Raw genomic sequence first — 14,549 nt, 5'->3', positions numbered from 1 at the left:
AGCCTCGGCAACGGGAGCCTCATGGAGCGCGACAGCCTCTGGGGGCGTCCGCAGCCTCTGAGAGCGAACGCAGCCTCGGGGGGAGGGCGTCGGCAGCCTCAGAAATTTGTGAAGCCGTTCAGGAGGATCCCGGGCGGAAGCTGCCCGCCGCCGCCGTGAAATCGGCGTCCACCGAAGCCTGTTGGTCGTCCGGGCCGATGACGAGCACGACGTCGTACGCGCCGCCGTTCAGCACGGCGAGGTTGCGGGCGTACAACTGCTCGCCGGAATCGGGGTCGCGCCAGGTGAAGGTGCCCTCCGCCGCGGGAGCACCGGTCAGTTGGACATTCTTCACGTCCGAGGACGACGCCCAGCTGCTCGCGCGGAAGTCGGACAGCTCCGGTTCCTTCTGGTTCTCGTACGTAAGCGGGTCGGAACCGTAACTCGCCACCGTGTCACGACCGTCGGCGACGACGAGACGATAGGTGGCGTCGTTCGACGCGTAGACCGTCTCGTCGTCCGGACCGGTGGACCTGGTCCAGCCGTCCGGCACCGCGACGGTGAACCCCGCCGGGTCCTTGCGCAGGGCGAAGCCAGCCGGAACGGTGGGGCCCGGTGCCATCGAGTGGTCGCTGGGCGTCGGCGCGTCCTGGGCGCCGGACGACGACACCGTTCCCGTACCGGGCGCGGGCCGCGCGCCGGAACCGGTACGCCGGTGCGGCATCAGCAGCGTCGCGTACGCGAGTCCGGCCAGCAGTGCGGCGAGCACCAGCGCGATCAGCAGCAGGCCCAGACGCCGGGGGCCGCGCCGGGCAGGGGCGTCCGCATGCCCCGACTGCCTCGTGACAAGCGGTATTTCGCGTTCCGGCACGGCGACCGGGCCGCCGCGCGGGGCCCTCCTGGCGCGGGCGTGCCGTCCGTGCTCGACGTGAGCGCGCGACGCCTTGCGCCCGCGCAGCCGTACGAGTTCGCCCTTGCGCCGGATCTCCGGCAGCCTGCGCGGATCGACGTGGTCGGACGGGACCTGGAGGGTGCGGGTGCCGACGCCCGGCTCGGGCGCCGACCGGATCAGCGAGCGCAACCAGCCGCGCAGCTCCTCGAACTCCGGCCGCTCATCCGGGTCCTGACGCAGGAGCGACTCCACGACCGGCCGCAACGGGCCGCACTCCTCGGCGAGCGCGGGCGGCTCGGCGCACACCAGGGCGACGAGTTCCGCGGCGCTCTCCTCCGGGAACGCGGGGTGCCCCTGTACGCAGCGGAAGAGCAGCGCGCCGAGCGCCCACAGGTCGGCGGCCGGGCCGACCGGCGGCGCGAGCTGCCAGTTGCCGCCCACGGGGGCCACGGCCTGCTCGGGAGCCCAGCGTTCGGTGACCGGCCCGACGACCGTCATGCGCGCCTGCCGGGCCCGTTCCAGGGCGAGCGCGGAGTCGGGGCCGCCCCAGCCCGCGCGCTCCCGCGCTTCGTCGCCGTCCGCACCGTCACCGCCGCCGCCCTCGTCGCCCCGCCCGCCGTCTTCGCGACGCGGGGCGGTCAACACCTGGGCGGGCACCGGGTCGTAGCCGCACAGCGCCTCCTGGGCGGCGCCGAACGCCAGTCCGTCGAGCATGGCGCGTCCGTCGTCGCAGACCAGCACGGTGTGCGCGGTGATGTTGCGGTGCGCCCAGCCGTGCGCGTGCAGCGCGCCGAGGCCGCCGAGCAGGTCGGAGGCGACCTCGGCGGCGCGGTAGGGGCTGAGGTGTTCCTCGGCTATGAGCGCGGCCACAGGCCGGGCGGGCACGAGTTCGGAGACGACCCACAGGCTGCCGTTCTCGACCAGCACGTCGAAGACCTGCACGAGCCTGGGGTGGTCCGGTATCGCCGCGGCGGCGCGGGCCGCTTCGAGCGCGCGGCGGGCCGGATCGCCCCCGTCGCCTCCGCCTCCCGTAGCCGGCTCGGCGCCGACGACCTCGGCCTGCACGATCTCGGGCAGCAGCAACTGCCGTACGAGGACTTCCTGTTCGCTGTAGGTGTCGTACGCGCGGGTCTCCACCAGCTCGAACTCGTCGGCGCGCGGCCGGGGCAGGCGGTAGCGGCCGCCCAGCACCCGCCCGGCGTACTCCTCCACGGCCCCTCCCCAAGAGCGCGTCATTCGCTGTCCACGGCCCGCCCGCCGCGGTACGTACCCCCCGAACGCCCGGTCAAGCCCGAGCGACCGCCCCGTTCAGACCCGGGACGACGCCGGACACGTCCGGTCACACCTGTTCGTATCCGATCACGCATGGCCCGACTGCGGACAGTCTGCGGACTTTTACGATACGTGCTCGGGAGGGGTCAGTCGGCCGCTTTGAAGGTCTGGAAGAAGGTCTGCCGCAACGTCGTGCAGGACGCCGCGTTCCAGTCCGCCGTCGGGCAGCTGAACATGATCGCGTATCCCGCGTGCGCGTCGGCGAAGCCGCGGTCGACGACGTGCACCGGCGTGCCGTGGTCGGTGCGGGTGAACTCCCAGTCGGCCGCGGTCACGAAGCCCTGGTACGCGATCTTCCTGATGCCGAGGCCGTGGTAGTCCTGGCTGCTCGCGGCGACGCTGGGCTCCAACTGCCGCCAGGAGGCCGCCGCGTCCTTCCCGGGCGAGGAGCTGTAGTCGACCTGGACCCGCGGATAGCCGCCGTCGGAGGCGGCGAAGACCGCGCCAGAATCGTCACCCGCGGTGGCTATGCGGTGCCACCCGGTGGGCAGCGCCATGGAGAAGTGGAAGGCGGAGTCCTGGTGCGCGACGTATCCCGCCGGAACGCCCGCCGCCGACCCGCCCGACGCGGAGGCCTGCGGCGCCGACGCGCCACCGGAGGCACCCGGGCTCGCGGTGTCGGCCACGCGCGAGGAGGTCTGCGCCGAAGGGCTGGTGTCCGTCGCGCCGCCACCCGCGGCACGTGAACTGCCGTTCCGCTGGCCGGACTTCGTACCCGACGTTCCCTTGCCGCCGCCACCGCCGCCCCCGCTGGCCGCTATGGCGATGACCGTGCCGAGCACGGCGAGCACGACGACGGCCACCACGACGACCAGCGTGCGGCGCGGCACGACGTCGGTCAGCGACGCGCGGGAGCGGGACAGCGGCGCGGTGGCGGCGACCGGCTTCAGCCGCGGCTCGGGGTCGGGCTTGGCGGCCGTGTTCCGCACGCTGCGCAACGCGCCGAGCACCTTCTCCTGCGCCGCCTTGGCCGCCTTGGCGGGGTCGGCGCTCTTCTGGCGCGGCACGGACGGCGAGCGGGTCGGCACCGGGGGTGTCGACGCGGTAGAGCCGGCGCGGGGAGCCGCCGCGGGGCGGCGCACGTCGGTCGGCACGGGCTGCGGGTCGGCGGGCAGCACCATGGTGCGCGTCGCCTCGACGACCGGGGTGTCCGGCGCGCTCTGCGCACCGACGAGCAACGCCCGCACGCCCGCGTCGTCGAGCCGCTTGGCCGGGTCCTTGATCAGCATCCCGTGGATCGCCTCCGCGAGGGGCCCCGACACCTTCGGGGGCTCCAGCGGCTCGGTCATCACCGCGGTGAGGGTGGCGATAGCCGAACCCTTGTCGTACGGCGGACGTCCCTCGATCGACGCGTACAGCAGCGCGCCCAGCGACCACAGATCGGCGGGCGGGCCCGGCTTCTGGCCGCGGGCGCGCTCCGGCGAGATGTACGAGGGGGCGCCGACCAGCATGCCGGTGGACGTCACGGACGGGTCGCCCTCGACCTGGGCGATGCCGAAATCGGTCAGCACGACCCGGCCGTCGTCGGCGATCAGGACGTTGGACGGCTTCACGTCACGGTGCAGGATGCCCTCGCGGTGCGCGGCGCGCAGGACGTCGAGCACGGCGAGCCCGACCTCGGCGGCGCGTCTGGGGGGCAGCGGGCCGTCGGCACGGATCACCTCGGACAGCGAACGGCCCTCGACCAGCTCCATGACGATCCACGGGCGGTCGTCCTCCTCGACGACGTCGAAGACGGTCACCGCGCCGTTCGCCCGGATCCTGGCGGTCGCCTTGGCCTCGCGCAGCGTCCGCGTGATCAGGCGGCGCTTCTCGTCGTCGTCGACGTTGCCGGGGAAGCGCAGTTCCTTGACGGCCACCGTGCGGCCCAGTGTCTCGTCGACCGCCCGCCACACCGTGCCCATGCCGCCCTTGCCGAGGACCTCGCCGAGGCGGTAGCGGTCGGCGAGGAGACGGCCGGTGGAGCCTTGCGCCTGGGTCATCAACGTCCTTCGCAGATCGGTGTGACGGTGCCTCGGGCGGGCGCACCGGATCGACTCGGGGTCGATGCGCTTGCCCCGGGCCATTCTCTCTCGCGGCAAGGACATCCGCGTCCCTGCCCCCGGTTCCGCGACCGGCTGCTCATACTTCGGCCGGTATGCGGCTGCCCGCAATTCGGCGCGTATACGTCGCGGTTCCGCCCGGCGGCCCGAACCAGCCGCATGGTGACGCCGGTTCGGAGCGCCGCCGGGCGGCCGGTGTCAGGACGTGGGACGGAACGTCTTGATCGCGGTCTCGAACACCGGCAGCCAGTTCGCCCAGTCCGCGTCGGGGGCCTGCACGTAGACGGCGTACTCCGTGCCGCCCTCCTGACCGAAACCGAGGTCGATGGCGTGCTCCAGTTGCGACGGGCCGTTCCAGGTGAACTCCCAGATGGCCGCCGGTTCCTGGACGCCGTTGACCGTGGTGCTGGTCGCGTTCATCCGCAGCAGACTGTAGCCATTGTGGTGCGCCTGCAGGGTCTTCTGCAGGTCCTGCCAGTGCTGCAAGGGGCTCGGGCCGGCGAAATTCTCGATGCTGATGCGCAGGAACGCGGTGTCGCCCTGGTGCTTGGCGTAGTCGATCTCGGTGCCGTTGGACTGCGCGTCGCGAACCCACCCGTTCGGGACCGCAACCGAGAACATGGCCTTGTCGTTGACGAAGTGGTACCCCGCCGGGGCGGTCGGCTTGGGCGTGGGCGCCGGAGTGGACGGCGCCGGGCTGCCACCGCCCGGGGATCCGCCCGCGTGGTCGTCACCGCGGTGACGCGCCAACAGCAGCCCGCCCGTGCCGAGTCCGGCCACCAGGACCAGCGCGGCCACCGTCCACAGCAGGACGCGCGGGCCGCGCCGCCGTGCCCTGCGCCGTGAACCGCCCTGCCCGGCGGCCCCCGTCCCGGCTGTCGTGTCGTCGCCACCGCCCGTGCCCACGGCGGCCAGACCGGTGGTCGTCGCGGTGGCCGGACCCGCGCTCCTCGCGGTGGGCGCGGTCGTCTCCTGGTCCGGTACCGGGCGCGGCTCGGGAACGACGACGTCGCGGCCGGTGTACGCGTCGGCTCCGGGGGCGTACGCCGGCTCGCCGGGCGCGCCCGCCTGCCTGGGCACCACCTCGGTGGGGCCCTCTGCCGCCCCCAGGGCGCCCGTCGACGCGGTCGCGCCCGTGGTGCCCGTCGTACCGGTGGCGTCCGTCGCGGCCTCGCCCGCCGCCGCTGCCCGCGCTGCCTCCGCCGTCGCCTCGCCGGTCGCCCAGGACGGCGTCGTGCGCGGCCCCTGAGCACCCGCTGCGGGGACACCGCGCGGCGGTGTGCCGTTGGTGAGCACCGTCTTGACCGAGGAGACGAGGAGCCGCTCCACCTGAGCCGCCGACATACGCCGTTCCGGGTCCTTCTCCAGCAGCGAGGAGATGACCGGGGCGAGCGGGCCCGCGTTGCGCGACGGCGGCACCGCTTCCGCGGCGATCGCGTACGCCGTCTCGATCGGCGTGTCCCGGTGGAACGGCGCCACACCTTCCACGGCCTGATAGAGCGTCGCCCCGAGTGCCCACAGGTCGGACGCGGGCCCGGGGCTGCCCCCAGTGATGCGCTCCGGCGCGAGATAGTCGAACGATCCGATCAGCTCACCGGTGCGTGTGAGCGTGGACGTCCCGGTGGCCGACGCGATGCCGAAGTCGGTCAGAACAATCCGGCCGCCCGGCCAACTGTCGTCCTCCTCCGGCTCGTCGAGCCCGAGCAGCACGTTGGCCGGTTTGACGTCGCGGTGCAGCACACCGGCGCGGTGCGCCGCGCGCAGCGCCGCCACCATGCCGCGCCCTATTCGCGCCGCCTCGCGCGGGGTGATCGGGCCGTCGTTCTTGAGCACGTCGCCGAGGGTGCGCGACTGCACGTACTCCATGACGATGCACGGCAGGCCCTCGTCCTCGACCACGTCGTGCACCACGACCACGTTGGGATGGGTGATGCGGGCCGCGCTGCGGGCCTCGCGGCGCGTGCGCTCGTACAGCGTCTCGCGCTCGTCGTCGTGCAACTGCGGTGGCACGCGCAGCTTTTTGACCGCCACCTGACGGGCGAGCAGTTCGTCCTCGGCTCTCCAGACCGTGCCCATACCGCCGCGGCCGATCATTTCGGCCAGCCGGTACCTCCCCGACACCAGCCGCCCCTGGTCGGACACCCTCCGCCCCTCTCGTCCCCCGTCACGCCTGATGCAGGTGTGGCCGCACGGTCTAAAGGGGCACGATATCCGGCGCGCCCAAGCGCGCCGCGTCCGCGGTCAGATCGTCGGGCTGGCGCTGCGATTCGCGCTCCGCCTCGACCCGCTTCTCGTAGTGCTCGATCTCCTTCTCGACCTGCTGTTTGTCCCAGCCCAGGACCGGTGCGACCAGCTCCGCGGCCTCCCGCGCGCTCAACGCCCCCCGGTCGAACGTCTCGATGGAGATCCGGGTGCGCCGCGTCAGCACGTCGTCCAGATGCCGGGCGCCTTCGTGCGACGCCGCGTAGACGACCTCGGCGCGCAGGTAGTCGTCGGCGGCGGCGAGCGGCTCACCGAGTGACGGGTCCTCGGAGATCAGGTCCAACACCTCCTGGGCCAGCGAACCGTAACGGTTGAGCAGGTGCTCGACCCGCACGACGTGCAGCCCGGTGCGCGCTGCGATGCGCGCCCGCGCGTTCCACAAGGCGTGGTAGCCGTCGGCCCCGGTGAGCGGGACCTCCTCGGTGCAGCAGTCGGCGACCCGCCGGTCCAGCCCGTGCACGGCCGCGTCCACCGCGTCCTTGGCCATCACCCGGTAGGTGGTGTACTTGCCGCCGGCCACGACCACCAGGCCGGGCACCGAGTGCGCCACCGTGTGCTCGCGCGACAGCTTGCTGGTCGCCTCCGACTCACCGGCCAGCAGGGGGCGCAGCCCGGCGTACACGCCCTGCACGTCGTCCCGCGTGAGAGGGACCGCCAGCACGGAGTTGACGTGCTCCAGCAGGTAGTCGATGTCGGCGCTGGACGCGGCGGGGTGCGCCTTGTCCAGGTCCCAGTCGGTGTCGGTGGTGCCCACGATCCAGTGTCTCCCCCACGGGATCACGAACAACACACTCTTCTCGGTGCGCAGGATCAGCCCGGTCGAGGAGTGGATCCGGTCCTTGGGCACGACCAGATGGATCCCCTTGGACGCCCTGACGTGGAACTGCCCCCTCTCCCCCACCAACGCCTGTGTCTCGTCGGTCCACACCCCGGTCGCGTTGACGACCTGACGGGCCCGGACCTCGTACTCTCCGCCCTGCTCTACATCCTGCACCCTGGCACCGACAACGCGTTCCCCCTCGCGGAGGAAGCCGACGACGCGGGCCCGGTTGGCGACCGCCGCGCCGTAGGAGGCGGCCGTGCGCACCAGCGTCGCCACGTAGCGCGCGTCGTCCATCTGGGCGTCGTAGTACTGGAGCGCGCCGACCAGCGCGTCCTTGCGCAGGCAGGGGGCCACCTGCAACGCGTGGGTGCGGCTGAGGTGCCGGTGGACCGGCAGGCCGCGGCCGTGCCCCGAGGAGACCGACATCGTGTCGTAGAGCGCCACGCCCGACCCCGCGTACAGCCGCTCCCAGCCGCGGTGCTGAAGCGGGTAGAGGAACGGCACCGGCTTGACCAGATGCGGCGCCAGGCGGTTGATGAGCAGCCCGCGTTCCTTGAGCGCCTCGCGCACGAGCGCGAAGTCCAGCATCTCCAGATACCGCAGACCGCCGTGGATGAGCTTGCTGGACCGGCTGGAGGTGCCCGACGCCCAGTCACGCGACTCGACCAGCCCGGTCAGCAGGCCGCGGGTCGCGGAATCCAGGGCGGTGCCCGCGCCGACCACGCCACCGCCGATCACCAGGACGTCGAGTTCCTGCTCCGCCATCCGGGCCAGCGCCTGCGCGCGCTCCTGCGGCCCCAGTTGCGCCGATTTCACTGCGCCTCCTCGCTCGCGCTTCCTCGCGCCCGGTCTCTCCCGTGCCGCCCTGGGCCCTTCCCCTCGATGGTGACCGGCGACGGGGCCACGCGCCACACGAAGCGTTCAATACTGAATATCAGTCATATTTCTGCTTAGCCTTAAATGGCTTCATCCAGGAATTCTGGACCGCGCAGGTCCGGGACGACACGCGGTCCGGCCCGGACCGTGCCGTGCGCGACACCCAAGGGGGCTGACCTTCCATGCCCGCAGACCTCGCCGTCATCGGACTCCACCACTTCGGACTGCCCCTCGCCCAGTCCGCCACCGCCGCCGGGATCGACGTCATCGGCTACGACACCGACCCGGCCGTCACGGCAGGCCTGAACGCGGGACGTTCCCACCTCGACGGTCTCACCGCGGCCGAGGTACGGCGAATGCTGGCCACCGGATTCCGCGCCACCGGTGACCCCGCCGTCCTGGGCCGGGCCCGTACCGCCGTGATCTGCGCACCGACCTCCCTGGGCGAGGACCGTGCCCTCGACCTGTCCGCGGTGACCGAGGCGGCCCGCACTCTGGCCGCGCATCTGCGCCCGCACACCACCGTCGTCCTGGAGTCGACCGCATACCCGGGAACGACGGAGGAAATCCTGCGTCCGATCCTGGAACACGGTTCCGGCCTGCGCGCCGGCCGCGACTTCCACCTCGCCTACTCCCCCGGCCGCCTCGACCCCGGCAACCGGCACCACGGCATCGCCAACACCCCCAAGGTCATCGGCGGCCTCACCTCCGCCTGCACGGAGGCAGCCGCCGCCTTCTACGGCCGCCTCACCGAACGCGTGGTGCGGGCCCGCGGCCCCCGCGAGGCCGAGGCGGTCAAGCTGCTGGAGACCAACTACCGGCAGGTGAACATCGCGCTGGTCAACGAGATGGCCGTCTTCTGCCACGACGCGGGCATCGACCTGTGGGACGTGATCCGCTGCGCCGAGACCAAGCCATTCGGCTTCCAGGCGTTCCGGCCCGGCCCCGGCGTCGGCGGCCACGGCTTCGCGCTGGACCCGAACTACCTGTCCTATCCCGCCCGCACCCTCGGCTACCCGCTGCGCATGGTCGAACTGGCCCAGGAGGTCAACGGCCGCATGCCCCGCTACGTCGTCCAGCGCTGCGCGGCGCTGCTCAACGAACACGGCAAGTCGGTGCGCGGCGCCCGCGTCCTGCTGCTGGGCGTCACCTACAAGGCCGACGTCGCCGACGACGAGGGCGCACCGGCGCGCGAGGTCGCCTCGCGGCTGCTGGACCTCGGCGCGTCCCTCAGCTACCACGACCCCTACGTCCCCGACTGGCGCGTCCTGGACCGCCCGGTCCCCCGCGCCGACTCCCTGTGGGAGGCCGCGGCCGACGCCGACCTGACGGTCCTCCTCCAGCACCACCGCACGTACGACCTCCAGGGGCTGGCGGTGAAGGCGCAGCTCCTGCTGGACACCCGCGGGGCCACTCCGGCGGGGGCGGCGGCACGGCTGTAGGGGCGCGGGAGGGCGCCGGCCCGTCCCATGCCGGGTCACTCACCTCGGCGCCGGGCCGTCCGAGCCGGGGTCCTCGGGTGGCGAGCCGTCCGGACCGTCCGGGCGCTCCGGGCTGTCCGGGCCGGGGCCGGGCGTCCCCGGAGCGGGGTCGCCGGGGGGCTGCCTGCGGCGGGCCTGCCGCATCTTGAACGCTCCGGCCAGGAGCACCAGCAGCACGCCTCCCGCGATGACGCCGATCGCCAGCGGGGAGATCTTGCTGACCCGGACCTGGAACGTGATCGGATCTCCCCAGGGGCGGTTGTTCGCCGTCGTGTAGAGCTGTGCGGTGACCTGCACCGGACCGTTGGCGTGCGCCCGCGCCCGTACCTGCACGGTGTGGTTGGCCTCGGCCGCCGCGCGTACGGCCGTGGTGGGGTTGCCGATGGTGACCCGGTCGGCCGCCGAGGAGGTGACCCGCAGCTCCAGTCCGCTCAGGGGCTGCTGCAGTCCGTTGGAGACCGTGACCGGGATCGACGCCGAGTCGCCCGCCATCGTGACCGTGCCGAGCTTGGGCAGCAGGCGCACGGAGGTTATCGACTTGTCCACATAGGCACGCACCCCTTTCGTGTACGAGGTCTCGCTGTCGGTGTCGCCGCTGACCGCGTCCACCCGCCACCCGGTGGAAACAGCTCGCAGCATGGCGCGGTGCACCACGTCCGTGGTCCGGGCCGGGGCGGACAGCACCAGGGACAAGGTGTCGAGGTCCGGCTCGATCGCGGCCACCGCGTGAAGATCGTCCGCCGTCAGCTCGCTCGCCCGCAAGGCCTGTGGATAACTCTCCGGCGGGCCGACCGAGGCGGTGGGGGTCGCGGCGGTGGGGGTCGCGGCGGTGGGGGTCGCGGCGGCGGAGGCGAGGCCTGCGGGGGCGGCGATGCCTGCGGCGGGGGTCAGGCCTATGGCGGGGGCCAGACCCGCGGCGGAGGTCGTGGAAGCCTCGCCGGAACCCGAGGGAGCCTCGCCCGAAGCCGCAGAAGCCGCACCGGAAGCCCAGGGAGCCGTGGAAGCCGTGCTGGAGGCCGTCGTCGACGCCGGGGCCGCGTTGGAGACCCCGTTGAGGCCGACGACCTTCGCCCATCCCGCCCCCTGCGCCGCCTTCAGCGCCTCCGCGAGGGCCTGGGCGGTCGACGCCGACATCTGTCGCGGCGGTACGACGAGCAGACCGCCCGGGGCGTCAGGAGCGTCCCGCTCGGCGTTCAGCAGGTCGCCCAGGATCTCCTGGCGGGCGGTGGCCACGTCTCCGGCGTCGGTCGTCGGCTGGGTCAGGACCGCGTCGATCGCCGGATCGCCGACCAGCGCGGTCCCCCCACCGCCGATCGAGACCTTCGGCTCGGAGGCGCCGGTGCTCAGGCCGCGCCCGGAGGCGAGGAAGACGTTCGGGCCCAGCTTCTGCACCAGGGCGGCGATGTCGGTGTCCAGGGCGCCCGCGTACGGCCAGGCCACGTCGTCGCGCACCGACACGTGCAGCGTCTGCGCGGCCGTGGTCCCGCCCCAGCTCACCGCGTCGCGAAGGATCGTGGCGAGCGCTCCGGTGTCCGCGTTCCAGCGCGCGATCGAGGCCAGGTCGGGGTCGGCGTACGGCAGGGCGACCACCGAGCCGTCCTTCACCGCGGCGCGGATCGCCGTCAGCCATGAGGAGGCCACCGTGCCCCCGGTGCCCGGCACGCTTTCCTGGGGGCTGCCGCTGTCCGGGTTCTTCGCGACGCGGTAGCCGCCCGTCATGCCCTGCGCCTCGTCCAGCAGCGCGGGGTCGACCGTCCAGGTGACGGGCAGGCCGGCGGCTGCCGCGACGACCTGCCGCAGCCGCCCTCCGTCGGCGAACTCGGTGGCCAGTTCGTCGTCCCGGAAGACGGGCTGGGCCGTGTCGCCCTCACCGAGCGAGACGGGTTCCTCGTGCGGAGTGTCGGTGACCGGCCAGACGGCGGCGACGTCCAGCGGCTTGCCCTGCGTGCCGGGCGGATACCAGGGCAGGCGCACGTGGAGCTGTCCCCAGCGCGTTCCGTCCGATCCGGCCAGTGCGAGGGTCAGCGTGTGGTCGCCCGCGCTGTGCAGGTTCAGCGCCGATACCGGCACCTTGAACGTGAACGGCAGCGTCTCACCGGGCGCCAGCGCGGCGACCGGTTCGGTATGTCCGGTGATCTCCCCACCGTTGCCGATGCGCACGCCCAGGTGGCTGTCGGCGACCTGGTGGTTCGTGGAGTTGGCGAGGTCTCCGGTGATCGTGAGGGTGTCGTCCGGCTTCGGGAGTGACGGGCTGAACGCGCTCAGAGTGACGGCGACCGGGTCACCGTCCGGAGGCTGCTGGACGTGGACGCCTCGACCAAGGACGGCCGACTGCACGCGGTCCGACTGGGCTTGTCCCGGCTCAACCCGTCCCGGCTGAGCCCGTACCAGCTGCGCCGAGGACGCCCGCGCCGGGGCCGTCAGCAAGGTGAGCGCCACGACCACCATGAGCACCAGCAGGTCCGCCGACCGGCGCAGGGCACGGCGGCCCGCCCCCGCCGCGCACCTCGCGCCGCTCACCACCTGTCAACGTTCTCCCTGCCGTCCCGGTTCCCGCCTCGTCCCCGCGGCCTGCCGTCGCATACGCGGCCTGCCGTCGCCTCCGCGGCCCGGTCGGTCCGGCCCGGCCGACGCGCGCCCGGACCGGCCTGGCCTGCCGTCAGCCCTTGTACGCCAGGTACGAGTTGGGCGTGGCGTCGATGACGGTGCGCAGGGCGTCGTAGTTCTCGACGCACTTGCCAGTGCCCACCGCCACGCAGTCGAGCGGCGAATCCGCCACGATGACGGGGATGTCGAAGGCGCTGCTGAGCCGTGCGTCGAGGCCCGGCAGGAGTGCGCCACCGCCCGTCAGCACGATGCCGTGGTCCATGATGTCGCCCGCAGGCTCCGGAGGGCAGGAGTCCAGGGTCTGGCGCACGGCGTCGATGATCGTTTCCACGGGATCGTTGATCGCGTGGCGTATCTGCGCGGTTTCCAGCTCCAGGGTCTTGGGCAGGCCGCTGACCTGGTCACGGCCCCGGATCCTGCACCGCTGCTCACCGTCGGGGGTGGTGCCGACCGCGGTCACCAGGCCCACCGACGACTCCGGGTCGGCCTCTCGAGCGCCTCGCGCGTCGGCGGCGTCGGATCCGTCGTCCACGGGGTCGGCGGCTCCCATGTCCGCCTCGAGTTCGCGGTCGAGCAGGCCCAGTCCGTCCGGCCAGTAGCCCGAGGGCGCGGCCGAACCGATGGCCATCTTCACCTCTTCGGCGGTACGTTCACCGATGACGAGGGTGTGTTCTCGTTTCACGTAGTTCGCGATCGCCGTGTCGATGGCGTCCCCCGCCGTCCGTACGGACCGGGCGGTGACGATGCCGCCGAGTGAGATGACCGCGACTTCCGTGGTGCCACCGCCGATGTCCACGATCATGGAGCCGACCGGTTCGCTCACCGGCAGCCCCGCACCGATGGCCGCGGCCATGGGCTCGTCGATCAGGTACACCTGGCGTGCACCCGCGGTGGTGGCGGCCTCGACGACCGCGCGTCGTTCGACGCTGGTGATGCCCGAGGGAACGCACACCACCACCCGGGGGCGGCTGAAGCGGCGCCGGTTGCCGGCCACCTTGCGGATGAAGTGGGCGAGCATCCGCTCCGCCATGTCGAAGTCGGCGATCACCCCGTCGCGCAGGGGGCGTACGGCGACGACGTGGGAAGGCGTTCGCCCGATCGTGGACTTGGCGTCGGTTCCGACGCTGATGACCTCGCCGCCCACGGCGTTGACGGCCACCACTGACGGCTCGTTGAGCACGATGCCCTCGCCTCGCACGTACACCAGGGTGTTGGCGGTGCCGAGGTCTATGCCCAGGTCTCGTCCGGAAAAAGACTTCCTATGCGCCATAAATCTGATTATTAGGTGGCTGTGCGTCGGCCGCCTGTTGGGCAGCAAATGGCCCAACGGCGTCACCCTCGCGTCACCCGGCCGGTTCGTCACCGGTCCTCCGCTCGCCCGTGATTGAGCCGCCCTCAGCCGGTCCGGCGCTCTCACGGACGCCGCACGGCTGGTCAGGCCCCCTTGTCAGAGGTGACTGCTAGCCTTCAGGCCACCATCAACTTCAGGCCATAACTTCACTTACCGGGGGACCTCATGAGCACGCCGCTGCAACAACCACCCGCGGGCGACCCCTTCGGCGCTCAGCCTGCGCCGCCGCAGGGCTACGCCGCCCCGCAGCCCGGCTACGGACAGCCGCCGCAGCAGCAGGCTCAGGGCGGCTACCCGGCGCCCGCCCCCGCCCTCTACCCGCCGGGCGGCGGCGCCTTCCCGCCGCCGTTCGCCGTGCCGCAGCGCCCCGAGCGCTTCGGCCTCGGCCTGCTGGCGGGGCTCGGCGCGGCAGTCGTCGCCATCGTCTTCTACGCGGCGGTGCTCCGCTTCACCAACCACGAGGTCGGCTACGTCGCGATCGTCGTGGGCCTGGTCGTGGGGGCGGCGATGGGCAAGGTGGGGGGTGGCCGCAGCGCCGCACTGCCGATGATGGCCGCGGTGATCTCGCTGCTCGCGGTCTGGCTGGGGCAGCTGGTCGGCATGGCGTGGACGATCAACCACATGGACGGCATCCCGTTCACCAACGTTCTGTTCACCCACTTCAACGACCTGGTGAAGGCGTGGAAGGACTCGTTCGTCAGCCCGATGGACGTGCTGTTCTTCGGGATAGCCGGCGCCGAGGGGTTCGTCATCGCGCGTCGCGCGGCCCAGGCCCAGCGCTGATCCGGCACGTCGGCACTCGTACGCCAACCGGGGGACACGCGAAGGGCCCGGGACTCGCAACCGAGTCCCGGGCCCTCGCCTCACTTCTCACAACGCCGCGCGTACGGCACGGGGAAGTGCC

At 72.6% G+C, this 14,549-nt stretch carries 8 protein-coding genes; 2 read left to right on the top strand and 6 right to left on the bottom strand.

The annotated features are described in order from the left end of the window. Positions 1-118 precede the first annotated feature (118 nt). From K7472_RS03280 to K7472_RS03265, 4 genes are all read right to left on the bottom strand, one after another. Positions 119-2,083, bottom strand: coding sequence for a serine/threonine-protein kinase (locus K7472_RS03280; protein WP_222973698.1), 1,965 nt, complete (start codon positions 2,081-2,083; stop codon positions 119-121). A gap of 206 nt (positions 2,084-2,289) precedes the next feature. Next, positions 2,290-4,185 carry a serine/threonine-protein kinase gene (locus K7472_RS03275; protein ID WP_222973697.1) on the bottom strand — a complete coding sequence of 632 codons (1,896 nt, stop codon included), beginning with the start codon at positions 4,183-4,185 and terminating at the stop codon, positions 2,290-2,292. 258 nt (positions 4,186-4,443) lie between these two features. Beyond that, on the bottom strand, positions 4,444-6,387 hold the full coding sequence (locus K7472_RS03270; RefSeq protein WP_308013746.1) for a serine/threonine-protein kinase: 1,944 nt from the start codon (positions 6,385-6,387) through the stop codon (positions 4,444-4,446). 52 nt (positions 6,388-6,439) lie between these two features. Then, complete coding sequence (locus K7472_RS03265) at positions 6,440-8,146, bottom strand: glycerol-3-phosphate dehydrogenase/oxidase (RefSeq protein ID WP_222973695.1); 1,707 nt, start codon at positions 8,144-8,146, stop codon at positions 6,440-6,442. 242 nt (positions 8,147-8,388) lie between these two features. Between K7472_RS03265 and K7472_RS03260 the strand changes: the two genes are divergently transcribed. Continuing rightward, entirely contained in the window at positions 8,389-9,648 is a 1,260-nt protein-coding gene (locus K7472_RS03260) for a nucleotide sugar dehydrogenase (RefSeq protein ID WP_222973694.1), read from the top strand. Between the two features lie 39 nt (positions 9,649-9,687). Here the strand turns inward: K7472_RS03260 and K7472_RS03255 are convergent, their stop codons facing one another. After that, the gene (locus K7472_RS03255; RefSeq protein WP_222973693.1) at positions 9,688-12,207 is read right to left on the bottom strand and encodes a hypothetical protein; all 2,520 of its coding nucleotides are present in this window, start codon (positions 12,205-12,207) and stop codon (positions 9,688-9,690) included. 139 nt (positions 12,208-12,346) lie between these two features. Further along, the gene (locus K7472_RS03250; protein WP_222973692.1) at positions 12,347-13,564 is read right to left on the bottom strand and encodes a rod shape-determining protein; all 1,218 of its coding nucleotides are present in this window, start codon (positions 13,562-13,564) and stop codon (positions 12,347-12,349) included. A gap of 246 nt (positions 13,565-13,810) precedes the next feature. Here K7472_RS03250 and K7472_RS03245 point away from each other — a divergent pair, with 246 nt between their 5' ends. Beyond that, the gene (locus K7472_RS03245) at positions 13,811-14,428 is read left to right on the top strand and encodes a hypothetical protein (protein ID WP_222973691.1); all 618 of its coding nucleotides are present in this window, start codon (positions 13,811-13,813) and stop codon (positions 14,426-14,428) included. Positions 14,429-14,549 lie beyond the last annotated feature (121 nt).

This window comes from Streptantibioticus parmotrematis, assembly GCF_019890615.1.
GTDB classification, from domain to species: Bacteria; Actinomycetota; Actinomycetes; order Streptomycetales; family Streptomycetaceae; genus Streptantibioticus_D; species Streptantibioticus_D parmotrematis.
The sequence above is the reverse complement of the archived record's forward strand: the minus strand, read 5'-3'. Positions and strand labels throughout refer to the sequence as shown.

Coding starts and splice junctions, on each gene's coding strand:
- K7472_RS03275 (WP_222973697.1), bottom strand. CDS start 4,185: ATGACCCAGGCGCAAGGCTCCACCGGCCGTCTCCTCGCCGACCGCTAC.
- K7472_RS03260 (WP_222973694.1), top strand. CDS start 8,389: ATGCCCGCAGACCTCGCCGTCATCGGACTCCACCACTTCGGACTGCCC.
- K7472_RS03250 (WP_222973692.1), bottom strand. CDS start 13,564: ATGGCGCATAGGAAGTCTTTTTCCGGACGAGACCTGGGCATAGACCTC.
- K7472_RS03245 (WP_222973691.1), top strand. CDS start 13,811: ATGAGCACGCCGCTGCAACAACCACCCGCGGGCGACCCCTTCGGCGCT.